The sequence below is a fragment of the Gymnodinialimonas sp. 202GB13-11 genome (assembly GCF_040932485.1).
In the GTDB taxonomy this organism is placed as follows: domain Bacteria; phylum Pseudomonadota; class Alphaproteobacteria; order Rhodobacterales; family Rhodobacteraceae; genus Gymnodinialimonas; species Gymnodinialimonas hymeniacidonis.
On the sequence record NZ_JBFRBH010000001.1, the window covers coordinates 3,872,038 to 3,896,374 of the forward strand.

Annotated in this window: 20 protein-coding genes; 17 read left to right on the forward strand and 3 right to left on the reverse strand. The window is 62.3% G+C overall.

Annotated elements, in window-relative coordinates:
* Nucleotides 1-76 precede the first annotated feature (76 nt).
* From glgB to V8J81_RS19900, 10 genes are all read left to right on the forward strand, one after another.
* A complete protein-coding gene (gene glgB, locus V8J81_RS19855) occupies nt 77-2,002 on the forward strand; it encodes a 1,4-alpha-glucan branching protein GlgB (RefSeq protein ID WP_368477473.1) in 1,926 nt (641 codons plus the stop codon).
* Nucleotides 2,003-2,024: 22 nt separating this feature from the next.
* On the forward strand, nt 2,025-3,284 hold the full coding sequence (gene glgC, locus V8J81_RS19860; RefSeq protein ID WP_368477474.1) for a glucose-1-phosphate adenylyltransferase: 1,260 nt from the start codon (nt 2,025-2,027) through the stop codon (nt 3,282-3,284).
* Nucleotides 3,281-4,702, forward strand: coding sequence for a glycogen synthase GlgA (glgA, locus tag V8J81_RS19865; RefSeq protein ID WP_368477475.1), 1,422 nt, complete (start codon nt 3,281-3,283; stop codon nt 4,700-4,702). Before glgC ends, glgA begins: the two co-directional genes overlap by 4 nt.
* Nucleotides 4,699-6,774: a glycogen debranching protein GlgX gene (glgX, locus tag V8J81_RS19870; protein WP_368477476.1), complete on the forward strand. Its 2,076-nt coding sequence runs from the start codon at nt 4,699-4,701 to the stop codon at nt 6,772-6,774. Before glgA ends, glgX begins: the two co-directional genes overlap by 4 nt.
* A gap of 13 nt (nt 6,775-6,787) precedes the next feature.
* On the forward strand, nt 6,788-8,419 hold the full coding sequence (locus V8J81_RS19875; RefSeq protein WP_368477477.1) for an alpha-D-glucose phosphate-specific phosphoglucomutase: 1,632 nt from the start codon (nt 6,788-6,790) through the stop codon (nt 8,417-8,419).
* A gap of 136 nt (nt 8,420-8,555) precedes the next feature.
* Nucleotides 8,556-10,949 carry a glycogen/starch/alpha-glucan phosphorylase gene (locus V8J81_RS19880; RefSeq protein WP_368477478.1) on the forward strand — a complete coding sequence of 798 codons (2,394 nt, stop codon included), beginning with the start codon at nt 8,556-8,558 and terminating at the stop codon, nt 10,947-10,949.
* Between the two features lie 134 nt (nt 10,950-11,083).
* Nucleotides 11,084-12,013, forward strand: coding sequence for a DMT family transporter (locus V8J81_RS19885; RefSeq protein WP_368477479.1), 930 nt, complete (start codon nt 11,084-11,086; stop codon nt 12,011-12,013).
* Between the two features lie 76 nt (nt 12,014-12,089).
* Nucleotides 12,090-12,329: a hypothetical protein gene (locus V8J81_RS19890; RefSeq protein ID WP_368477480.1), complete on the forward strand. Its 240-nt coding sequence runs from the start codon at nt 12,090-12,092 to the stop codon at nt 12,327-12,329.
* 56 nt (nt 12,330-12,385) lie between these two features.
* Complete coding sequence (locus V8J81_RS19895; RefSeq protein ID WP_368477481.1) at nt 12,386-12,979, forward strand: HupE/UreJ family protein; 594 nt, start codon at nt 12,386-12,388, stop codon at nt 12,977-12,979.
* A gap of 21 nt (nt 12,980-13,000) precedes the next feature.
* Nucleotides 13,001-13,615: a hypothetical protein gene (locus V8J81_RS19900; protein WP_368477482.1), complete on the forward strand. Its 615-nt coding sequence runs from the start codon at nt 13,001-13,003 to the stop codon at nt 13,613-13,615.
* Between the two features lie 3 nt (nt 13,616-13,618).
* On the opposite strand, the gene V8J81_RS19905 is transcribed toward V8J81_RS19900, so the two are convergent.
* Nucleotides 13,619-14,089 carry an SRPBCC family protein gene (locus V8J81_RS19905; RefSeq protein ID WP_368477483.1) on the reverse strand — a complete coding sequence of 157 codons (471 nt, stop codon included), beginning with the start codon at nt 14,087-14,089 and terminating at the stop codon, nt 13,619-13,621.
* Between the two features lie 76 nt (nt 14,090-14,165).
* Nucleotides 14,166-15,143, reverse strand: a complete 978-nt coding sequence (gene nudC / locus V8J81_RS19910; RefSeq protein ID WP_368477484.1) for an NAD(+) diphosphatase — start codon at nt 15,141-15,143, stop codon at nt 14,166-14,168.
* 156 nt (nt 15,144-15,299) lie between these two features.
* Here nudC and V8J81_RS19915 point away from each other — a divergent pair, with 156 nt between their 5' ends.
* From V8J81_RS19915 to V8J81_RS19930, 4 genes are all read left to right on the forward strand, one after another.
* Entirely contained in the window at nt 15,300-17,192 is a 1,893-nt protein-coding gene (locus V8J81_RS19915) for a bifunctional 2',3'-cyclic-nucleotide 2'-phosphodiesterase/3'-nucleotidase (protein WP_368477485.1), read from the forward strand.
* A 129-nt stretch (nt 17,193-17,321) separates the two neighbouring features.
* On the forward strand, nt 17,322-17,834 hold the full coding sequence (locus V8J81_RS19920; protein ID WP_368477486.1) for an SRPBCC family protein: 513 nt from the start codon (nt 17,322-17,324) through the stop codon (nt 17,832-17,834).
* A gap of 28 nt (nt 17,835-17,862) precedes the next feature.
* A complete protein-coding gene (locus tag V8J81_RS19925; RefSeq protein ID WP_368477487.1) occupies nt 17,863-18,219 on the forward strand; it encodes a YciI family protein in 357 nt (118 codons plus the stop codon).
* Complete coding sequence (locus V8J81_RS19930; RefSeq protein WP_368477488.1) at nt 18,216-19,412, forward strand: RNA polymerase sigma factor; 1,197 nt, start codon at nt 18,216-18,218, stop codon at nt 19,410-19,412. Before V8J81_RS19925 ends, V8J81_RS19930 begins: the two co-directional genes overlap by 4 nt.
* A 156-nt stretch (nt 19,413-19,568) precedes the next feature.
* On the opposite strand, the gene V8J81_RS19935 is transcribed toward V8J81_RS19930, so the two are convergent.
* The gene (locus V8J81_RS19935; RefSeq protein ID WP_368477489.1) at nt 19,569-20,399 is read right to left on the reverse strand and encodes a prephenate dehydratase; all 831 of its coding nucleotides are present in this window, start codon (nt 20,397-20,399) and stop codon (nt 19,569-19,571) included.
* 111 nt (nt 20,400-20,510) lie between these two features.
* On the opposite strand from V8J81_RS19935, the gene V8J81_RS19940 reads away from it, so the two are divergent.
* The 3 genes from V8J81_RS19940 (at nt 20,511) to V8J81_RS19950 (ending at nt 24,334) form a co-directional block, all read left to right on the forward strand.
* Nucleotides 20,511-21,029 carry a c-type cytochrome gene (locus tag V8J81_RS19940; protein WP_368477490.1) on the forward strand — a complete coding sequence of 173 codons (519 nt, stop codon included), beginning with the start codon at nt 20,511-20,513 and terminating at the stop codon, nt 21,027-21,029.
* Between the two features lie 209 nt (nt 21,030-21,238).
* Entirely contained in the window at nt 21,239-23,164 is a 1,926-nt protein-coding gene (locus tag V8J81_RS19945) for an extracellular solute-binding protein (protein ID WP_368477491.1), read from the forward strand.
* Nucleotides 23,165-23,179: 15 nt separating this feature from the next.
* A complete protein-coding gene (locus V8J81_RS19950; RefSeq protein WP_368477492.1) occupies nt 23,180-24,334 on the forward strand; it encodes a microcin C ABC transporter permease YejB in 1,155 nt (384 codons plus the stop codon).
* Nucleotides 24,335-24,337 lie beyond the last annotated feature (3 nt).

Genomic DNA, 24,337 nt, shown 5'->3' on the forward strand with positions numbered 1-24,337 from the left:
GGACGAAATTTGACCTTCCCCACGCCGCATGCAACCTTTTGCACCCGCAAATGAGCCCGACCCAGATTGAGGTGAGATGCCCGACAGTGACCCAGATCCCAAGCGACCGCAGGCTCAGGCTCCGGTCCTGACAGATCTCGACAAGTACCTGATCGGGGAAGGCACTCACAAACAGCTCTGGCGTGTGCTTGGTGCGCATACCCATCCAGATGGCACCCATTTCGCGGTCTGGGCGCCCAACGCCCTATCGGTCAGTGTTGTCGGCGATTTCAATCATTGGGATGGCAGCGCCCACCCGATGCAAGCCGCTGGCCAAACCGGTGTGTGGGAGGTCTTTGTTCCCGATGTCACAGACGGCGCGCTCTACAAATACGAACTGATCGGGGCCGATGGCGGCACGCGGCACAAAGCCGACCCTGTTGGTTTCGGTGCACAGCATCCGCCCGACCAGGCCTCCATCGTGCGCGACATATCCGGCTATGGCTGGCGCGATGCGGATTGGATGGCAACCCGCGCGACGGCGAATGACCGCGCGAGCCCGATCTCTATCTACGAGGTCCATCTCGGGTCCTGGCGCAGGCGGTACGACGATGGCGGCCGCCCGCTCAGTTACCGCGAACTCGCCCGCGATCTGATCGACTACGTGGCCTTCATGGGCTTCACCCATATCGAGCTGTTGCCGATCTCCGAATTCCCCTTCGACGGCTCCTGGGGCTATCAGCCCGTGGGCCTCTACGCGCCGACCATTCGTTTCGGCCCCCCCCACGAATTCCGCGATCTGGTCGATGCGGCCCATGCCAAAGGCATTGGCGTCCTGCTCGATTGGGTGCCCGGCCACTTCCCAACCGACGCTCACGGCCTTGCCCAATTCGACGGCACGCACCTCTACGAACATGCCGACCCGCGCGAAGGCTTCCATCAGGATTGGAACACCCTGATCTACAATTATGGCCGGACAGAGGTGCGAAATTTCCTCACCGCCAATGCGCTCTATTGGATGGAGGAATATCACCTCGACGGCCTGCGCGTGGATGCGGTCGCCTCCATGCTCTACCGCGATTATTCCCGGGCCGAGGGGGAGTGGATTCCCAACAAGGATGGCGGGCGCGAGAACTACGAAGCGATAGCTTTCCTCCAGCAAATGAACACAGAGGTCTACGGGGCCGATCCCTCCGTGATGACGGTGGCGGAGGAAAGCACCTCCTTCCCACAGGTCTCGCAGCCGGTTCACACCGGCGGCCTTGGGTTCGGCTACAAGTGGAACATGGGCTGGATGAACGACACGCTGCGGTACATGGAAAAGGACCCCATCTACCGCCAGCACGATCATCACCTGATGACCTTCCCGATCGACTGGGCCTTCACCGAGAATTTCATCCTGCCGATCAGCCATGATGAGGTCGTGCACGGCAAAGGCTCCATGCTCGCCAAAATGCCCGGGACGGAGTGGGAGAAATTCGCCAACCTCCGCGCCTACTATGCCTATATGTGGACCCAGCCGGGCAAGAAGCTGCTCTTCATGGGCTGTGAATTCGCGCAGCCCGAGGAATGGAACCACGACGCCGAGCTGAACTGGGGCGCGGCCGAGGCGCCGGAACATAAAGGCATCCAAAGCCTGATCCGCGATCTCAATACGCTCTACCGTGAAACGCCCGCGCTCCATGTGAAGGATTGCGAGGCTGACGGCTTCGCGTGGCTCTCCAACGATCCTTCGCAATCCACGATGGCCTACCTGCGCAAAAGCGGGTCAGACGATGCGCCCGCCGTGATCGCATGCAACTTTACGCCGGTTGAGCGGTTGGGTTTCCGCGTTGGCGTGCCCAACGCGGGCTTCTGGGAGGAAGCGCTCAACACCGACGCTGGACACTACGGTGGCGGCAACAGGGGCAATCTGGGGGGATGCGAGGCCAGTGACACGCCGTACGACGGGCAGGATCACTCCGTGACGCTCACCTTGCCCCCACTTTCAGTGATCGTGCTCAAACTGCGCGACACGCAATGAACAAACGCGGGAGGGATAGGACATGGCACTGACAAAGCGACTGACACAGAGATCCATGGTTTTTGTGCTGGCGGGGGGGCGCGGCAGTCGCCTGAAAGAACTCACCGACCGCCGCGTGAAACCCGCCGTCCCCTTCGGCGGCAAGGCCCGGATCATCGACTTTGCCCTGTCGAACGCGATGAATTCCGGCATCCGCAAGATGGCCGTGGCCACGCAATACAAGGCGCACTCGCTGATCCGTCACGTGCAACGCGGCTGGAACTTCTTCGGGGCCGAGCGCAACGAATTCATCGACGTGCTGCCCGCCTCGCAGCGTGGCAACAACGAAAGCTGGTACAAGGGCACCGCTGACGCTGTGACCCAGAATATCGACATCGTCGACAGCTATGGCGTGGATTACGTCGTCATCCTTGCGGGCGATCACATCTACAAGATGGATTACGAGATCATGCTCCGCCAGCATGTCGAAAACAAAGCCGACGTGACTGTGGGATGCCTGACCGTGCCCCGGATGGAGGCAACGGCCTTCGGCGTCATGGCCACCGACAAAAGTGGCCAGATCACCAGTTTCCTCGAAAAGCCCGCCGACCCACCCGGCACGCCCGACGATCCGGAAAAGGCGCTCGCGTCCATGGGAATCTACGTGTTCGACTGGAAGTTCCTGCGCGATCTTCTCATCCGCGACGCCGAAAACCCCGACAGCTCCAACGATTTCGGCAACGACCTGATCCCCGACATCGTCGCCAACGGCAAGGCTATGGCGCATCGCTTCGACGAAAGCTGCGTCCGGGAAGACGGCGCACCGGCCTACTGGAAAGACGTCGGCACCGTTGATGCCTTCTGGCAGGCCCATATCGACCTGACCAACTTCACGCCCGAGCTGGACCTATGGGATCGCAACTGGCCGGTCTGGACGTATAATGAGGCCACGCCACCCGCAAAATTCATCCACGACGAACGCGACCGGCGCGGCATGGCGATCTCGTCCATGGTATCCGGCGGCTGCATCATCTCGGGGACGGAGGTGCGCAATTCCGTGCTGTTCTCCAACGTCCATACCAACTCCTACGCCGTGCTCGACAATGCCGTCCTGCTGCCAGAGGTTGTGGTCCACCGCTCGGCCCGGCTCCGTCAGGTGGTCATCGACAAAGGCGTCGTGATCCCCGAGGGCCTTGTGGTCGGCGAAGATCCGACCGAAGACGCGGAATGGTTCCGCGTGACCGATCGCGGCACCACACTGATCACGCAAGAGATGCTCAATAAACGAGCCGCCGCCCTATGACGCAAATCCTATCGGTCGTCTCCGAATGCGCGCCCCTGATCAAGACGGGTGGCTTGGCCGATGTGGCGGGCGCTTTGCCCGGCGCACTGGCCGCGCATGGCGACCATATGCGGGTGCTGCTGCCCGGCTACCGCGCGATTATGGGCAAGCTGGGCAAGACAACGGTGGTCGACACCTACCGCGACCTATTCGGCGGCAGAGCCACCTTGCGTGCAGCAACGGCCCACGGCCTCGATCTGCTTATCGTGGACGCCCCGCATCTTTATGACCGCGACGGCGGCATCTACTGCGATGCGGGCGGGCAGGATTGGCCTGACAACCCCGAACGCTTTGCAGCACTCTGCTACGTGGCCGCGCTGATCGCGAAGGATGGGGCAGGGGGCTGGACCCCGGACGTGGTCCATGGCCACGATTGGCAGGCAGGCCTGACGCCGGAATACCTGCACGGCCAGGACGTGCAGACCCCCTTTGTCTTCACGATCCACAACATCGCCTTCCACGGCAACACCGGCGCGGATCGCCTGAACGCGCTGCGCCTTGATCCGGACCGGTTCACCACCGATCATTTCGAGTTCTGGGGCCATATCTCTGCCCTCAAGGCCGCCATCGCCGCCGCCGACCGCATCACCACAGTCTCCCAAACCTACGCGCGCGAACTGCTCACGCCCGAATTCGGCATCGGCATGGACGGGATCCTGCGCGCCCGAAGCTCGGACCTCACCGGCATCGTCAACGGCATCGACACCGGGGTCTGGGACCCTGAGACAGACCCCAACATCGCCCCCTACAAAGCACCCGCCGGGAAGGCCGCCAACAAACGCGCCCTGCAAAAGACCTTTGGCCTCGTGAAATCCGATGGGCCCCTCTGCGTCCTCGTCTCACGCTTGACGGAGCAGAAGGGCATCGACCTCCTGCTGCACGCCCTGCCGACCCTGCTGGACAATGGCGGCCAGCTGGCCCTCCTCGGCTCCGGCGACCCGGCGCTTGAGGTCGCCCTTCTTGAAGCCGCCGACCACCACCCAAATCTCGCCGTGAAGATTGGCTATGACGAACCACTCTCGCACCAAATGATCGCGGGCGGCGATGCCATCCTCGTGCCGTCGCGGTTTGAACCCTGCGGCCTCACCCAACTCTACGGCCTGCGCTACGGCACGCTCCCCCTTGTGGCCCTGACCGGCGGCCTCGCTGATACCATAATCAACGCGTCCCCCGCCGCCCTTTCCGCGGGCGTGGCCACTGGCATCCAATTCCACCCGATCAACGCGCAGGCCCTCTCCGATGCCTTCGCCACCCTCTGCACGCTCTACGCCGACCAACCGACGTGGAAAAAGATGCAACGCAACGCGATGAAGCAGGCCGTCGGCTGGGACACATCTGCCGCCGCCTACCACGCCATCTACGCCGACCTCACCGCATGAGCCTCCACCACGGTCCCATCCAGCCCGGCCGCCCGACGCCGCTTGGGGCCACTCCCGATGAAGATGGCATCAACTTCGCCATCTTCTCGCGCCACGCCACCAAGGTTGTGCTGTGCCTCTTCGATGAAGCTGGCAGGGAAATCGAGAATATCGCACTGCCGGAACGCGAAGGGCATGTCTGGCACGGCTACCTGCCCGGTCTGCAAACCGGCCAGCAATATGGCTACCGCATGGATGGCCCCTACGCCCCCGCAGAAGGCCATCGCTTCAACCCCCACAAGCTGCTGATCGACCCCTACGCCAAGCGCCTGACTGGCCACCCAAAGTGGAACGAGGCGCTCTATGGCTATGCGGCGGGCCACGCCGACAAGGACCTCAGCTTCTCCAAGCTGGATAGCGGCCCGTATATGCCGCGTGGCGTCGTAACTGACCTGCCCACCTACAAGGACGACCGCCCCGTCACCCCGATGGAAAACACGGTGATCTACGAGGCACATGTAAAGGGCCTCACCGCCGGTCGCCGCGACATCGCCAATCCCGGCACGTACCTCGCCATGTCCGCCGACCCGATCCTCGATCATCTCAACCGGCTTGGCGTCACGGCGATTGAACTTCTGCCCGTCCACGCCTTCCTGAACGAAAAATTCCTGCTCGACCGCGGCCTCACGAATTACTGGGGCTACATGACTTACGGCTTTTTCGCCCCCGACCCGCGCTACATGGGCGGCGACGACATTGCCGAGTTTCAAGAGATGGTCCGCCGTTTCCATGGCGCAGGGATCGAGGTTATCCTCGACGTCGTCTACAACCACACCGCCGAAGGCAGTCAGCTTGGCCCGACCCTCATGTTCCGCGGCCTCGACAACGCCAGCTATTACCGCCTCGCCCCCGACCCGCGTTACTACATCGACGATAGCGGCTGTGGAAACTCGCTCGACTTCGAGAACCCCTTTGTCATCCGGCTCGTCATGGACAGCCTGCGCTATTGGGTGAAGGTGATGGGCGTCGACGGGTTCCGCTTTGACCTTTGTTCGTCGCTTGGCCGCACCGCACGCGGCTTTGAACGCGATGGCCCGTTCTTCCGTGCCATCGGGCAAGACCCGGTCCTCAACCGCGTGAAGCTGATCGCTGAGCCTTGGGACATCGGCCCGGGTGGCTACCAACTCGGAGCCTATCCCGCGCCTTTTGCGGAATGGAACGACAAGTTCCGCGACGACACGCGCGCGTTCTGGCGGGGCGATGCGGGAAAGGTTTCTTCCATTGCCGCGCGCCTCTCTGGCTCCGCCGAATTCTTCGACCATGATGGCCGCGCCGCCACTTCTTCGCTCAACTTTCTGACGGCCCATGACGGCTTCACGCTGCACGACACCGTCAGCTACTCGGCCAAGCAAAACGCCGCCAATGGCGAGAACAACAACGACGGCCATTCGAACAACTATTCCGATGCCATGGGGGCCGAGGGGCCAACGGATGACCCGGCGATCCGAGCCGCCCGCATCCGCCGCAAACGCAACCTGATCGCCACGCTGATGCTCAGCCAGGGCACGCCGATGCTTCTGGCCGGAGATGAACTCTCCAACAGCCAGGGCGGCAATAACAACGCCTATTGCCAGGATAATGAGATCGGCTGGGTCACCTGGCCCGAGGCCGAAGACCCGTTCTTCACCTTCGTCGAGCAGGCCATCTCTTTCCGTCGGATGCACCCGCTCCTGCGCCAACGACGCTTCCTGCATTCCCGCACCCGTGTAGTGGATGGTGAGCCTGATCTCTTCTGGCGCCGCGCCGATGGCGACCCCATGCGGCAAGAGGATTGGGACAATCCTGACCTCAACACGCTGGTCGCGGAAATGCGCATGGCCTCCGGCTCACCGGAATACGTGCAGCGTGAAGGCGCGCTTCTCGTCGTGCTCAACCGTGGTGCGGCCATAGACATCACGCCGCCAGCGCTGCCCGATGGCGGGGCCTGGATACGCCGTTTCGATACCAGCCAGGAGGACGCCATCGCCGTCGCGCCCGGCTTCCACGTCGCGGAAAACGCAGTCGTGGTATTCTCGCATGAGACCGTGACCTGAGGGAGGATCACCAATGCCAATGCAAACCGCCCGGACCGAACCCATCGAAGGTCAGAAACCCGGCACCTCTGGCCTGCGCAAGAAGACCAAGGTGTTCCAACGCCCGCATTATCTTGAGAATTACGTCCAATCCATTTTCGACGGCATCGGCGGCGTGGCGGGCAGCACCCTCGTCGTGGGCGGCGATGGGCGCTATTTCAACGATGACGCGATCCAGATCATCCTGCGCATGGCCGCCGCCAACGGGGCCTCGAAATGTATCGTCGGGCAGGGCGGTATCCTATCGACGCCCGCCGCCTCCAACCTGATCCGACAGCGCAAGGCCGATGGCGGGTTGATCCTCTCGGCCAGCCACAATCCCGGCGGCCCCGACGCCGATTTCGGACTGAAGTATAACGGCCCCAACGGCGGCCCCGCCTCCGAGGCCGTGACCGCCCGCATCTATGCCCGCACGCTCAGCATCGACGCCTACAAGATCACAGCCTCCGGCGGCATCGACATAGACACACTCGGAGAGCGCAGCCACCAGGGAATGCAGGTCGAAATCGCCGATCCGGTAGAGGACTACGCCGCCCTAATGGAAAGCCTCTTCGACTTCGACAAGATTGCCGCGCTCTTCGCAAACGGCTTCACCATGCGCTTCGACGCCATGCATGCCGTCACCGGCCCCTACGCGAAGGCCATCCTCGAAGACCGCCTCGGCGCGGCCAAGGGCACGGTGGTCAACGGCATCCCCAGCCCCGATTTCGGCAAGGGCCACCCCGACCCGAACCCGATCTGGGCCAAGCCCCTGATGGATGAGATGTACGGCCCCGACGCCCCCGATTTCGGCGCGGCCTCCGACGGCGATGGCGACCGCAACATGATCGTGGGCAAAGGTGCTTACGTCACCCCCTCCGACAGTCTCGCGCTTCTCACCGCGCAGGCCCATCTCGCGCCCGCTTATGCTAAGGGCCTCGCCGGTGTGGCCCGCTCCATGCCGACTTCTCGCGCTGTCGACCGCGTGGCCGACGCGCTTGGCATAGCCTGCTATGAGACGCCCACGGGCTGGAAGTTCTTCGGCAACCTCCTCGATGCAGGCAAGGTCACGCTCTGCGGGGAGGAAAGCGCTGGCACCGGTTCCGACCATGTGCGCGAAAAAGACGGACTTTGGGCCGTGCTCCTCTGGCTGAATATTCTGGCCGAGACCGGCAAATCCGTCGCCGACCTCCTCGCAGATCTCTGGGCGACCCACGGACGCTGCTACTACACCCGCCACGATTATGAGGATGTGGACAGCGACAAGGTAAACGCCATGATCGATGCCCTGCGTGCCAAACTGCCCGCACTGCCCGGCACCGGGGCCGCCTCCCTCACCATCGAGACCGCTGATGAATTCGCCTATGACGATCCCGTCGACGCCTCCCGGTCCGAGGGGCAGGGCCTGCGGATCACCTTCACCAACGGCGCCCGCGCCGTCTTCCGCCTGTCGGGCACCGGCACGCAGGGCGCCACGATCCGCGTCTACCTCGAACAGCTGGAAATCGACCCCGCCAAACTGGCCCTCGACCCGGCAGAGGCGCTGGCCCCCGTGATCGACGCGGCCCTCGCCGTGTCGGACCTGAAGGCCATGACCGAGCGGGACGCGCCGGACGTCATCACCTAAACGGCAGATGCTCTCTTGCCTGGCCTTTGGGCCGGGCGAACTTCCCAAACGCGCATCGCTCAAACCGCCCCTTCCCCCCTCCGCAAAACTGTGGCACCCCCCGCGCATCCCGAACCCTCGCAGGATCCAAGCCGCCATGACCGCGCATCAAGACCTTTCCGCCGACGCCATGCGCGCCCGCATCCTGCAACACCTCACCTATACGCTCGGCAAGGACCGCCCTCACGCCAGCCTGACCGATTGGCGCATGGCCACCAGCTACGCCATCCGCGATCTGCTGATCGAGCCGTGGTTCGCCGCCACCCGCCGCACCTATGAGGCGCAGGGAAAGCGCGTTTATTACCTGTCGATGGAATTCCTCATCGGCCGCATCATCGAAGATGCGATGGTCAATCTCGGCCTGCGCGCGACGATCCGCGATGTCCTCAAAGACGAAGGCATCGATCTTGACGCACTCATCGCCGATGAACCCGACGCGGCGCTGGGCAATGGCGGTTTGGGCCGCCTCGCCGCCTGCTTCCTCGAAAGCCTCTCAACACTTGCCTGCCCCGCCTATGGCTACGGCATCCGCTATGAGCACGGCCTCTTCCGGCAGAAATTCGAAGGCGGGCGGCAGGTCGAATTGCCCGAGGATTGGCTCAACCAACCACACCCGTGGGAATTTGAACGCGCCGAGGCCCGGTACGAAATCCCCTTTGCGGGCCATGTCGAAACGCTGGATGGCCGCCCCGTCTGGCATGCGGCTGAAACCGTCTATGCCCGCGCCTACGACATGCCCGTCGTCGGTTGGCAGGGCAAATGGGCCAACACCCTGCGCCTCTGGGGTGCGCATCCGACCGAGCTTTTCGACCTCGACCGGTTCAACGCAGGCGATCACACCGCCGCCGCAGCCCCCGAGGCGCTCGCCCGCACCCTGTCCCGCGTCCTCTACCCCGATGACAACACCGACAGCGGCAAGGCCCTGCGCCTGAAGCAGGAGTTCTTCCTGACCTCCGCCGCCCTGCAAGACATCCTGCGCCGGTTCCTCTCGGAATATGACGATTTCGCCCTTCTGCCCCAGAAGGTCGCGATCCAGATGAACGACACGCATCCGGCGCTGGCGGGCCCGGAACTGATCCGCCTGCTGACGGACGTCCACGGCCTCGACTGGACCCGCGCGAAGACGCTGGCGCAGGGCTGCCTGAACTACACCAACCACACCCTCCTGCCCGAAGCGTTGGAGGCCTGGTCCACTTGGCTCATGGGCAACGTCCTGCCGCGCCACATGCAGATCATCGAACGCCTCGATGCGGACCACCGCGCCGCCACCGGCTGCGAGGGCCATCTGGGTATCGTCCACCACGATCAGGTCCATATGGGCACACTGGCCTTCGTGATGGCCTCCCATGTCAACGGTGTCTCCGCGCTGCATACGGATCTGATGCGTGAGACGGTCTTCGCAGGCCTCGATGCCGCCTATCCCGGTCGCATCCTCAACCAGACCAACGGCGTCACCCCGCGCCGCTGGCTGCGCATGGCCAACCCTGCGCTGTCCCGCGTCCTGACCGACACACTCGGCACGGGCTGGGAAAACGACCTCTCCCGCCTCGCCGATTTGCGCGCGCACGAGGATGACGCCAGAGTCCGCGACGCCATCGCCGCGGCCAAACGCACCAACAAGGTGGCGCTGTCGAATTGGGCCGCGGATCAGCTTGGCATCGCCATCGACCCCGACGCCATGTTCGATGTGCAGATCAAGCGGATGCACGAATACAAGCGCCAGTTGATGAACCTGTTAGAGACGATTGCGCGCTGGCAGGCCATCCGCGAAAACCCCGATGCGGGCTGGACGCCCCGCGTGAAAATCTTCGGCGGCAAGGCCGCGCCCGGCTATGCCTTTGCCAAGGATGTCATCCGCCTGATCAACGACGTGGCCCGCGTGATCAACGCCGATCCGGTCACGGGCCATCTGCTCAAGGTGCTCTATCCAGCCAATTACAACGTCTCCATGGCCGAGCGTCTGATCCCTGCCGCTGATCTGTCCGAACAGATCTCCACCGCCGGGAAAGAGGCCTCGGGCACCGGCAACATGAAGTTCACCCTCAACGGCGCGCTCACCATCGGCACGCTCGATGGTGCCAATGTCGAGATCCGTGAACAGGTCGGGGCCGAGAATTTCTTCCTCTTCGGCATGGATGTGGCCCAGGCTCAGGCCTGCGCCGCCACCCAAGACCATGCGCGCGCCGCCATTCTCGCCAGCCAGCCCCTGCAAGACGTGCTGCAGGCCATCGTCGAGGGCCGGTTTAGCCCGACCGACACCGGCCGCTACGCCCATATCGTCGATGTCACCTGGAACCACGACCCCTTCCTCGTCGCTTCCGATTTCGACAGCTACTGCGCCGCCCAGGCCCAGGTCGATGCCGCCTACCAGGACCCCGACCACTGGACCCGCCTCACGCTCCGCAACATCGCGGGCAGCGGACATTTCTCCTCGGACCGAACCATCCAAGGCTACATGGCCGACATCTGGCAGGCCCACAGCCTCCTCTGACCCGCCTGTCTTCCTTGTGCCGCAAATATTCCGGGGGCAGCGCCCCCCAATTTTCCTTTGGAAAATTGCACCCGGCGACGACGCAGTCGGCGCAACCCCTTGTCGCCCTCGGCACGCAGGCGTAGCCAAGACCCATGCCCACCACCCAACAGCCCCTGCGCGGCATCGCGCTGAAAGTCGCCTCTGTCTGCGTCTTCGTCTCCATGGCCTCGCTCATCAAGGCCTCCGCCGACGCGATCCCACCCGGGCAGGCCGTCTTCTTCCGCTCCTTCTTCGCGATCCCCGTGATCCTCGCCTGGTTGATGATCCAGCACGATCTCGCCCATGGGTTGGAGACAAATAATCCTATGGGTCATGTCTGGCGCGGCCTGGTCGGAACGTCCGCGATGGGCCTTGGCTTTGCGGGCCTCGGTCTCCTGCCGCTGCCTGAGGTCACCGCCATCGGCTACGCGGCCCCGATCCTCGTGGTCGTCTTCGCCGCCATGTTCCTCAACGAACAGGTCCGCCTGTTCCGACTTTCAATGGTCGCCTTGGGGATGGGGGGTGTTCTGATCGTCCTCAGCCCGCGCCTGAACCTCGACCCGACCACTGCGGACACGGGCGAGGCTCTTGGTGCGGTCCTTGTCTTGATGGGCGCGGTCTGCGCGGCGCTAGCACAGGTCTTCGTCCGCAAACTCGTGCAGACCGAACGCACCGCCGCCATCGTCTTCTGGTTCTCTGTCACCGCTTCGGCCCTCAGCCTGCTGACGATCCCCTGGGGCTGGGTCTGGCCAACGCCTGCACAATGGGCGTTGCTGATCGGCGCAGGTCTTGCGGGCGGGGTAGGGCAGATTTTGCTCACCTCCTCCTACCGCTTCGCCGATGCCTCGCTTATCGCGCCGTTCGAATACACGTCCATGCTGCTAGCCATTGGCGTCGGCTACTTCATCTTCGCCGAGACCCCGACCACAACAATGCTGCTCGGCGCGGCCCTAATCGTCACAGCAGGCATCGCGATCATCTGGCGCGAACGCCAACTTGGCCTGCAGCGCGGTGCGCGCAAAGCGGGAACCCCGCAGCCGTGACGTAGCGTCAGACCCTCTGACACCGCACATCTGACACCAACCTGCAAGGTTTCCCCCTTCGCGCGCCCGTTGCCCTGTGTACCACCACATCACGACGGGAGCGGCGGCAAGTGAAGGGGTTGCCGCGCCCGCAACCATCGAAGCGCGATTACCCGCAGCTTCGATCCGCGCCACTAAACTGGGTGGGGCGGCGGTGGCAAAGGGGCATCACTCCGCCCATGACCCACCAAGGGGCCGGGCCGTGCGCAGGGCAGATCGCACGCCCGGCCCCTTTTTTGCGTCCGCCATGACAGTCACCTACGATCTATCGAGTTGACGCCATCCGGCCTTCCATTAACTTTCCCTACAACACTCATTTCAGGACGCGCCACCATGACCCGGACCCACCTTCACACGTGCCTTGCAACCCTGCCCCTTCTGCTTCTTGCAACAGCCGCCTCGGCGCATGTCGGCGAGGGAATCAATACAGGCTTCGCCTCCGGCTTCTGGCACCCGATCCTGGGGTGGGACCACGTCGTTGCCATGGTCGCCGTCGGCCTCTGGGGCGCCTTCCTCGGTCGCCCGGCAATCTGGATCCTTCCGGTCGTATTCCCGCTCGTCATGGCCTTTGGTGGCGCGCTGGGCGTTATGGGCGTGCCAATCCCTGCGGTTGAAACCGGCATCGCACTGTCCGGCGTGATCCTTGGCCTCTTAATCGCGTTTGCTGTGAAGGCCCCAATTTGGGTCGCCGCCGTGATTGTCGGCGTATTCGCGATCTTCCACGGCCATGCCCATGGCGGTGAGTTGCCCGAACAGTTCAGCGCCTATGGCTACGCAGTGGGCTTCGTGATCGGCACCGGCCTTCTGCACGTTGTCGGCATTGCGCTCGGCTTCCTGACCAAAAGCTCGGTCGGGACTTGGGCGGCGCGGGGCATCGGCGGCGCGATTGCGCTTGTCGGTGCCGCGTTCCTGTTCGGCCTCGCCTGACTTGAACCCCACGACGCACCCGTGAAACACCGCTACCTTCTGCCCTTGGCGTTCGCCGCCGCGCCCACCAGCGCGGCGGCCCATTCGTTTGAATCCGGCGCGGACCTTTACGCTCAGTTTGTGGAAGGGGCAGGGGTGATCGCCACCTACCCGGCGGTCTTCCTGCCGCTGCTGGCGCTCGGGCTCTTCCTGACCCTGTGGCAGAGCGAGGGCATGGTCGCCGCCTGGCCCTACTTCCTCGCGGGGCAGATTGCAGGCATCGCGGTCGCCCCACTGGTCGGCGAATGGATCCTGCCCGTAATGATGAGCGCTGGCATCATCGTAGGTGCGCTCGCAGCCCTCCTCCCACAGCCCAACCGGCCTCTGTCGCTGATCTTCGCAGCCACCCTAGGCACGCTGACCCTCGCGCTCGGGCTGGAAGGGCACCGTTTCTTCGAACTTCCGGTTCTCATCCACCTCGGCCTGCTCTTTGGTGCAAACGCCGCCGTGGCGCTCGCCGCAGGTATTGCGCGATTGGCGTTGGAGAAAGTGCCAGCCGAATGGATGCGCATAACGGTTCGCGTCGCCGCGTCGTGGATTGCCGCGATGTTGATGCTGATCCTCGCCTTCACCCTGCGCGGCGGTGGCGTTACTTAAACTCTACCCTTGCGCGCGGCGGTAATCGTCTTCTGCCAGATTGCCCTGCCGCGCCAATAGCCCCTGCAAGCGTTGCATCACGCGGCCCCGCGCCAGTTTCAGCGTCTGAAGGGCCAACCGGGCCGAGAGTGTGTTGGCCGACATATCCAGCACGACCTGCACCCGCGTCATATCCGGGCGCAATTCCAGAAACGTCATCTCGTAGACCGCTTGCATGCCGCCGACAGTGGTCTGGATCTCGCACCGCTCCGGCGCGTCCATGGCGCTGATTTCCGAGGTCACAGGCCGCACTCGGCCACGCACGGTGACAGATCCGCGCCAGCCGCAACCCGGTGCGGCTTCGGCCCAATTGCCGACGCGCGTCAAATCGGCGCCGCGCCCCTTGGCTTCGGCCTCGATACCACTGAAATCCGTGAACCGGGCCCATGTAATGGCCGCAGGTGCGTCCACATCTTCGGAAACCTTGAATTTCATAACCCGCGTTGCTCCTGCTCAGCCCCCGCTTTCCGTTTGCCGGGGGCAGGGGTAGGGCGTCAAGGTAAAGGTCAGGTCAATCCAGCGTATCGGCCAACCAGTGTTGCAACAGAAAATGCGCAATCGCGCCTTTCCGGGCCGGAAGCATCGTTGGGTCATTTCCAGCCCAGACTTCAACCATTTGCGATTTCGTGACCCACTTGGCGTCTTCGATTTCTTCGGGATCGATTTCGATCTTGGTAGACGTCGCCTCCCCACGGCACCCGAACATCAAGGAGGCCGGAAAGGGCCAGGGCTGGCTGGACAGGTAATCGACACGTCCAACCTGAACCCCTGCCTCCTCTCGCACTTCACGTCGGACGGCGGCCTCAATGGTCTCGCCGGGTTCCACAAATCCCGCCAACAGGGAATACATCCCCTCGGGCCAGCCGGGCGAGCGGCCCACCAGAACCGAGTCGCCATGCGTGATCAGCATGATCACCACCGGATCGGTGCGCGGGAAATGATGCCCGCCGCACTTTCCGCAATCGCGCTGCCAACCGGCCATGGCCAAAGCACTCTTCTCTCCGCACTTCGCGCAATATTGGTGGGTCGCATGCCATGTCAGGATGGCGCGCGCCGTCGCGGCCAGTTCAGCCTCGCGCCGGGATAGGTGGGTCATCAGGCCACGCAATTCGCGGAACCCGGCCTCCTTTTCGGAAGGGTGCATTTGCACGCTCGGGTCGAGAAAGGCGTTCACACCTTCTTCGTCAACATCGACAGGCGTCCAGGCTGACACATCTCGCGCGAACAGCAGGCGTTTCCCATCTTCGTCGTAGCCCAAGAGAATGGGAGGTTCACTTGCACGTCCGAATACGGCAGCGTCCGCTGCCCGAACAGCGAGTTTCACATCGCCATCCTTTGGGTCGCCTTCGACCATCGGCTTGCCGCGCCACAGCGGCAGTACCATTGCATCGGCGTCCAGCGCCGCATCTAGATGATCTGCTTTCCCGCGCAATTCGGCAGCGCGGTCCAAGCCCGAGGTCCCGAAGGTCACGTCTTCTGAGTATTTCATAGTCACCCTTCCCCGGACGTCAGGTGCCATCTCTATGGCCCGAGGGCAACACCACAGCTTGGCTATGGAAAAACCGCTGTGAAGTGCAACGAAGGCTCTCTGATAGCTCGGCCTTGCAGCTACGGTGAAAAAAAAAGACGGCTGGGGCCCAAGAACATGACCCTAATCGGGGCAACAATGGTTTCAAAGATTTCTGCTGGGCCAGATCAGGTGCATTTGCGCCTTCTGGCCACAACGGATTTGCATGCGCATCTGTTGCCGTTCGACTATTTCACCGACACCCCCACATCGGGCGTTGGTCTGGCGCAGCTGGCCGATCTGATCCGTGCGGCCCGCAAAAACGCGCCCAACACGCTGCTGTTCGACAACGGCGATACGCTGCAGGGAACGCCACTGGCCGACGCCACCTTTGCCGAGGTCCTGCCAAACGGCGATCCGAACCCCATGATCGTGGCGATGAACGGCCTTGGGTTTGACGCGGCCACACTGGGCAATCACGATTTCGATTTCGGTCTGGATTACCTGCAAATGTCGTTGTCAGCCGCCCGCTTCCAGTTGACACTTGCAAATGTCCACCAACCCGATGGCAGCCCCTTCCTGCCGGAACGGACCCTGCTCAAACGGCGGGTAACAGACGGCTCGGGACGGGAGCATGAGCTGCAAGTCGGCATCACTGGCGTGGTTCCACCCCAAGTGGCTGCCTGGTCAAAGCCAAGCGTCGACGGAAAGCTACGTTTCTCCGATATGACCATGGCCGCCGCGACGCAGGTTGCGGCTCTGCGCGACGAGGGCGCGGACGTGGTTGTTGTTCTCGCCCATAGCGGACTTGGCCAGAAAGACGCCGCCGCTGGAGCCGAAAACACCGCCTCTCAAATCGCCGCTCTGCCGGGGGTTGATGCCGTTTTCGCAGGCCACACACACGATCTGTTTTCGCATCCCGGCGAAGCAGGGCGGGCACCTCTGGTGCAACCCGGCGCATACGGGTCGCATCTGGGACTCATAGATCTCATCCTCGAACCGGCGCGCGATGAAAACCGATGGTCCGTGAAGCCCGCCCAATCCGCCACGCCGTCATTACCGGCCCGTGTCCAAGACCAAGACCCGCAGTCGACCCACCTGCTCAGCGATCTCCCTGATGTGCGCAGCCAAGTCGACGAAGCCCATCGCATCACGCGCACCCATGTCGACAGGCCGCTCGGCCATTCCGCCGTGCCGCTTGAGACGCTGTTTTCCACAATCGCCCCCTGCGCCGCGACGCAAGTGATTGCCGATGCGCAACGCGCCGCCGCACTACCCCTGATCGCGGCACACCCGGAATTGAGCGACCTGCCCATCCTGTCCGCCGCCGCGCCCTTCCGCGCCGGGGGGCGGGCAGGGCCCGAAAACTACACCGACATCCCGGCGGGCGATCTGAAACTGCGCCATGCAGCGGACCTCTATATTTATCCCAATTCGCTCTGCGTTCTGCGGATCAACGGGGCCGGCCTGCTTCAGTGGCTGGAACGCAGCGGCTCGATCTACAACCAGATCGACCCAACGGCGACCGAACCGCAAAAGCTGATCAACCACAGCTTCGCGCCCTACAATTTCGATCGCATCACCGGGCTGACCTACCAGATCGACGTGTCACAACCGCCGCAAACCGATCCCGAAGGCCATCACGTCGACGAAGCCGCCTCTCGCATTCGCAACTTGCGCTTTGAAGATGGCCGCGCCGTTGGCCCTGCGGATGAGATGCTGATCGTCACAAATTCCTACCGCGCCGCAGGGGGCGGCCATTTTCCGTCTGCCGCCCAAGCCATCATGGTCAAAACCAGCAGCATTTCCGTCCGCGATGCCGTCGCGAAATACATCGCACAATCCGAACAAAGCCTCGCCCCGACCGTTCAGCCAAGCTTCTCGCTTACCCCCCTTGGGGGCGTCGACCTTCTATTTGAAACAGGACCCGCTGCAGAAAAGCATAAAAATCGACAGGCGCAACTTGGCCTTCGCGCCATTGAAGAAGATGAAGATAAACAAGGCTTTACCCCCTTTCTCCTCACTCTCTAAACTATCTCCCACACTATTTTTCCGCACATTTCCAAACTTTTTTTGCCCGCCATGTCGATTGGCCCACCCCTCCGTTCGTCATGGGGGTGAAGGCGATGATGCCTTTGCTCAAACAGACGGAGAAAGACAATGACCCTCACGACCATCCTAGCCGCCGGCACCGCAACCCTCGCCATCGCCGCCGCCGCCACCTACCTGCTGCCGCGCAACGTGACCGTGGAACGCAGCGCCCTTGTCGATGCCACACCCGAAGCGGTCATTGCGCTTGCCTCCTCCACCCAGGGCTTCCAACAGTTCAACCCCTACCTGACCAGCGACCCCGAGTTGAGCATCGAACCTTTCGGCCCCGAGGCCGGCATCGGCGCAGGCTTCCGCTTCGAAGGCCGCGAGGGCACTGGCACCCAGACGATCAGCGCCATCACCGCCGATCGTGTCACCTACGCCATCGACCTCGGCTCCATGGGCCAGCCGACGCAGCACATCAGCGCCGTCGCTGAAGGCAACCAGACCCGCGTGACCTGGACGGTCGAGAGCGACATGGGCCTCAACCCCGTCTTCCGTGTCTTCGGCCTCTTCATGGATCGCATGTTGGGCGGCACCTATGAAACCGGCCTTGCCAACATCGCCCGCGTTGCCGCCTAATCCCCCAACCAGACCAAGGACAAAAACAATGCGTTACACTTTTCTGCTCTACTCCGACCCTGCCGATTTCGCCCATATGACCCAGGACGACTGGATCGAGATGAAATCCGTCTACGGCCAATACATCGGCGCTCTGCAAGAGGCCGGAGTGTTCGTCGACACCGACTGGCTCCACCCCGCCGACACCGCCACCACGCTCAGCATGAAGGGCGGCGAGAAGACGGTGCAGGATGGTCCCGTGGCCGAAACCCGCGAAAGCCTTGGCGGTTACTTCGTGATCGACGTGCCTGACCTCGACGCAGCCTTGGCCTGGGCCGAGAAATGCCCCGCCGCTCATGCGGGCAAGATCGAGATCCGCGCAACCGCGATGGACAGCCTCGGATGACTGACCCAACCCGCGCCGCCGAAGATGCGGCGCGGGCCTCCTACGGGAAACTGGTGGCCATCCTCGCCGCGCAATCCGGCGACATCGCCGCCGCCGAGGATGCCCTGACCGAAGCCTTTATTCAGGCCCTACGCCTCTGGCCCGAGCGCGGCATCCCCGACCGGCCCGAGGCATGGCTTCTGACCACCGCCCGCAACCGTCGCATCGACGCCGCCCGCCGCGACAAACGTGTGACCTTCACCGATGAAATGCCAGAGATCGCAATGCCCGACCCGCACACCTTCCCCGATGATCGCCTCAAGCTGATGTTTGTCTGCGCCCATCCCGCCATCGACGAAGCCATCCGCACGCCACTGATGTTGCAGACGGTGCTTGGGGTGCAGGCCGCCGACATCGCCCGCATCTTCCATCTGCCACCGGCGACCATGGCGCAGCGGCTGGTGCGGGTAAAACGCAAGATCAAAGACACCCGCATCCCCTTCACCCTGCCTGATGACGTAGATCTCCCCGATCGCATTGGCGCGCTGCTGGATGCGGTTTACGCCGCTTTCGCCGTCGACTGGCAGGAAGGCGCGGGCGATCTCAGCCACGAGGCGCATTTCCTCGCCACCACGCTGGCCGATCTTTTACCCGACAACGCCGAGGCGCTTGGCCTCGCCGCGTTGATCACCTTTGTCGAGGCGCGCCGCGATGCCTCGCCCGTGGATGGGGTCTATGTGCCCCTTCCGGATCAGGACATCGGGCTTTGGAACACCGACCTGATCGACCATGCGGCGCTACTGCTGACCCGCGCCAGCGCGCTTCAGGCGCCCGGCAGGCTTCAATTGGAGGCCGCGATACAGGCCGTCCACGCGGAACGGCACGTCACCGGCGTGACCAACTGGCGCGCGCTTAGCCAGCTTTATGCAGGGTTGATGCAGATCACCCCTTCTCTCGGGGCCGCCGTCGGGCGCGCCGTAGCGGTGGGCGAAGATGCGGGCGCACTTGAAGGCCTGCGCCTGTTGGATCTGATCGACGCGGACGCCGCGGAGGCGTTCCAACCCTATTGGGCCACCCGCGCGCACTTGCTCGCCGCCAGCGCGCCGCAAGAAGCAGCCGAGGCGTATTCACGCGCCATCGAGCTTAGCACCTACGCCCCCGCAACAGCTTGGCTGGAGGCCCGCCGCACCGCGCTCCGCTCGCGGCTTCTCTGACCCTCTTTGTTCCCAAAATATGCTGGGGGAGTCTGCGCAAGCAGACGGGGGCATAGCCCCCATGCTCTCCGCTTTTTTCTGGTGTTAAGAAAGGTTAAGAGAACGGAAAATAATAACTAAAACAAAAACTTAACCCGTCTGCTCACGCGTGAGCAGCTAGTCCCGTGCCGGATCCGCAGGGTAGGTGCCGAGGATCTTCAACTCGCTGGTGAAGTACCCCAACTCATCAAGCGCCAGCTGGACGTTATGATCGTCTGGATGCCCCTCGATATCGGCATAGAACTGCGTCGCCGTGAACGCCCCGCCGACCATGTAGCTCTCCAGCTTGGTCATGTTGACGCCATTCGTCGCAAACCCACCCATCGCTTTGTAAAGCGCCGCTGGAATGTTTCGCACACGGAAGACAAACGTAGTCATCATATGATCTGACCGCCGCGCCATATCCGCCTCCCGTGACATGACAAGGAAGCGCGTGGTGTTGCGGTCATGGTCCTCGATATGCCGCGCCAAAACGTCCAACCCGTAGATCTCTCCCGCCAGTTCCGAGGCGAGCGCCGCCTTGCTGGCATCTCCCCATTCCGCCACATCCCGCGCCGCCCGCGCATTGTCCGGGCTGACGCGCCCCGTGATGCCCTTCTCGCGCAGGAATGTTCCGCATTGCGGCAGCAAAACGAGATGGCTATAGGCCTCTTTCACGTCCGTAAGATCTGTGCCTGGCAAAGCCAGCAGGTTGATGTGCACCCGCACGAACGCCTCGTCGATGATGTGCAGCCCCGACTCGGGCAGAAGGCGGTGGATGTCGGCCACACGCCCGTAGGTGGAGTTTTCGACCGGAAGCATCGCAAGCTCTGCCTCACCACTGCGCACCGCCTCGATCACGTCTTCAAAGGTGGCGCAAGGCAGCGGCTCCATGTCCGGGCGCGCCGCGCGGCAGGCCTCGTGTGAATAGGCTCCGGGCTCTCCTTGGAAGGCAATACGGGCTGTCATTGGCAAAATCCGCTCGAAAAGGTCGTTTCGTCGCGCTCCCTACACCTTGCCTTGCCCCAAAGGAACACCATACATAGCCGCGAACGAGCGACAGACCTTTGTGGAGCCGACATGTTTGACACGATGACCATCACCAAAGCCGGCGGCGCGGTCTGCGCAGCCCTGCTGGTGTTCCTTCTGGGCGGTTGGGCCGCCGAAGAGCTTTATAACATCGACCACCATGGCGAAGATCACGTCAGCGGCTATCGCATCGAGATTGCCGAATTGGATGAAGGCCCGGTTGAAGAAGTACCGGAAATCCCGTTTGCAGACGTTTATGCCGTGGCGGATGCTGGCGCGGGTGAGCGCTTGTGGCGCCAATGCTCGGCTTGCCACGCGTTGAATGCCGGCCAGAATGGTGTCGGTCCCTACCTGCTTGGTGTTGTGGACCGCCCCATCGCTGCGGCTGATGGCTTTGACTATTCGGACACGCTTGCCGGGATGAGCGACATGGCGTGGACGCCCGAAAATATCTCGGGCTTCATCGAAAACCCGCGTGAATGGGCCCCGGGCACGGCGATGTCTTACGGCGGTATGGATGATATCGAGGATCGCGCGAACCTGATCGCCTACCTCGCCACGCAGCAGTAACACCTGCGGAAATGGGATAGCGAACGCCGCCTTCGGGCGGCGTTTTTCGTTTTTTGTCACTCAAAGCGAAAAAAGCGGCCGATCACTACCTGATCACGGAATCTCAACTTGAACCGAACGCAGGCTGGTCTCTAACGTTTTGCGACACATAATAATGGTAGCGCGATCCAGAATTGCGTCCAGTAACCAACCGACGAACGGAGGTGCATATGCAGGACCAGACCAGAGCCAAAGTTGCCGTTGCCAAACAGGACGCCGCAATCACCCGGCCAGCCGCCTTGCTACCGCTAACCAGTGCGGCGCTCATCCTTGCCCTTGGCGCATTTGCTACGGACGCGCAGGAAGTGGGTGACGACGGTCTGATCCGAACATACGGCATCTCTACGTTTGGTGAGCTTCGATACAGCCCAGACAGCCCTCATCTGGATTATGTGAACCCTGATGCACCGCAAGGCGGCGAGATGTCATTCTCCTGGTCGTCGGGATCGTTCGACTCCATGCATCCCTATTCGCGGGTTGGTCGCCCCGCTGTCTTATCGAGCATCTTCTTTGAGGCGATGCTTGAAGGCACCGCGGATGAGATTGGGTCGGCCTACTGCCTGCTCTGCGAAGAATTCGCGTATCCCGAAGACCGCTCCTACGTCATCTTCACGTTGCGTGAGGGTGTCACCTTCTCCGACGGCACACCGATGACGGCGCAGGACGTGATGTTCTCGTATGAGATCCTGCGGGATGAAGGTTTGCCGTCATTCCGCGCCAATATCCCGAACACGATCGCCAGCGCAGAGGTTATTGACGAGCGGTCAATCCGGTTCGACTTCAATCCCGAAGCGCCGCTTCGCGACCGTATCCAGACTGCAGGCGGCCTGCCGGTATTCAGTCAAGCCAGCCATGAAGCGTCCGGCCTCGCGTTCGAGGATAGCCGGTTGGAGCCACTCGTTGGGTCCGGGGCTTACACTCTTGGCGAAGTGGAGCCGGGCCAACGTGTCGTGTTCGTCCGCGACCGCGATTATTGGGGCGATGATCTATGGATCACCCAAGGTCGGAACAATTTCGACAGCATTCGCATCGAGTATTACGGCGACAGCCTTGCCGCGTTCGAAGGCTTCACCGCCGGTAACTACACCTTCCGGCAGGAAAGCAGCAGCCAGGCTTGGGCCAACAACTACGATTTCCCGGCGCTTGAAGATGGCACTGTCATTCAGGAATCCTTGCCCGATGGCACCATCGCCTCTGGCCAATCGTTCATGATCAATTTGCGCCGTCCGCAGTTCCAAGACGTCCGTGTGCGCAGCGCCTTGGCGCATATGTTCAACTTTGAATGGACGAACGAGACGCTGTTCTACGGCCTTTACTCTCCTGTTGTCAGCTTCTGGGAAAATACCTGGATGGAAGCCGAAGGCATGGCCGAAGGCGAAGAGCTTGCTCTGCTTGAGCAATTCCGTGACCAGCTTCCTGAGACCGTGTTCACGAGCGAAGTTTATGCAGTCCCAGAGTCGAACCCTGACCGCGCGTTGGACCGTCGGCAGTCCCGCCGCGCGCTAGCCCTTCTGGAAGAGGCAGGCTGGGTGCCGGGTGATGACGGTCTTTTGCGGAACGCTGCGGGGCAGACGCTGGATGTGGAGTTCCTGAATTCGTCACCGCTATTTGATCGTATCATCAACCCGTATGTCGAAAACCTGCGCGCCATTGGTGTGAATGCCTCGATGAACCGTGTCGACAACGCACAGCTGCAACAGCGTCAACGCGATGCCGATTACGATATGATCACCGACCATTTCCCCATGGGCTATGAGCCCGGTGCGGGCCTGCGCCAATACTTCGGTTCACTGGGTGCAGATGAAAGCCTATTCAACGTGCCCGGATTGGCAGACGAAGGCGTGGATGCCCTGATCGAGACCGTTGTGAACACGGAAACACGGGAAGAATTGGACGTAGCCGTTCGGGCACTGGACCGCGTCTTGCGCGATCGGGTGATCCGCGTTGGACAGTGGTACAACGACGCCCATTGGGTCGCGTACTACGACATGTATCGCTACCCGGAGGAGCTTCCGCCATATTCCCTTGGCTTCCTGGACTTCTGGTGGGTAGACCCCGAGGCCGAGCAGGCCCTTCGTGACTCAGGCGCGCTCTAAGGCCGGACGCAAGCCATGGGCGCCTATATCCTCCGACGGCTCTTGCTGGTGATCCCAACGATCTTTGGCGTGATGCTACTGAACTTCATGCTAATCCAGCTGGTGCCCGGAGGGCCGATCGACCAGATCATCGCGCAGCTGGAGGGTGAGGGCGATGCCTTTGCCGGTATTTCCGGCGGAGGCGGTGACAATGCCGCCGACGCCTCGGACTTTGATGTTGGCTATCAGGGCGCGCGCGGTTTGCCGCCGCAATTTCTTGAGCAGCTGCAGGTGGAATTCAACTTCGCGCGGATCGTCTGTGAAGACGGTTTCACCGGAGAGCCCGACCTCGATGCCGAGGAATGCGTGGCTGAAGAGATCCCAATTCTTGAACGCTTCGGCCTGATGATGATGGATTACCTGCGCTTCGACTTCGGAGAGAGCTATTTCCGCTCGATCTCGGTGGTCGATCTGGTGATCGAAAAGATGCCCGTGTCGATCACGCTTGGCCTGTGGTCTACGATCATCGCCTACATCGTTTCAATCCCGTTGGGCATCCGCAAGGCGGTCCTTGATGGCACCCGTTTCGACAGTGCGACCAGTGCAATTATTATCGTGGCCTATGCGATCCCGGGCTTCCTGTTCGGTATCATCCTTTTGGTGGTCTTTGCTGGAGGGCGATACCTGAGTTGGTTCCCGCTACGCGGCCTTACGTCAGACGGGTTTGAGGATATGACGGTGATCCAACAGATCATCGACTATCTGTGGCACATCACTCTGCCGGTTGTGGCGTCAACGATCTCTGCCTTTGCCACGCTGACATTGCTCACCAAGAATTCGTTTCTGGATGAAATCAAGAAACAATACGTGATGACCGCCAAGGCCAAGGGCCTGACGGAGCGGCGTGTGCTTTACGGCCATGTTTTCCGCAACGCGATGCTGATTGTGATCGCAGGCTTCCCGGCGGTCTTCATCGGCGTCTTCTTTGGCGGATCACTGATCATCGAGACGATCTTCTCGCTCGACGGATTGGGGCGGCTCGGGTTCGAAGCCGTGGTCACGCGGGACTATCCGGTGGTCTTCGGCACGCTGTTTGTGTTCAGCCTTATCGGCCTGACCGTCGGGATCATATCCGATCTGATGTATGTGTGGATTGACCCGCGCATCGACTTTGAATCGTTGGAGGGGTAGCGC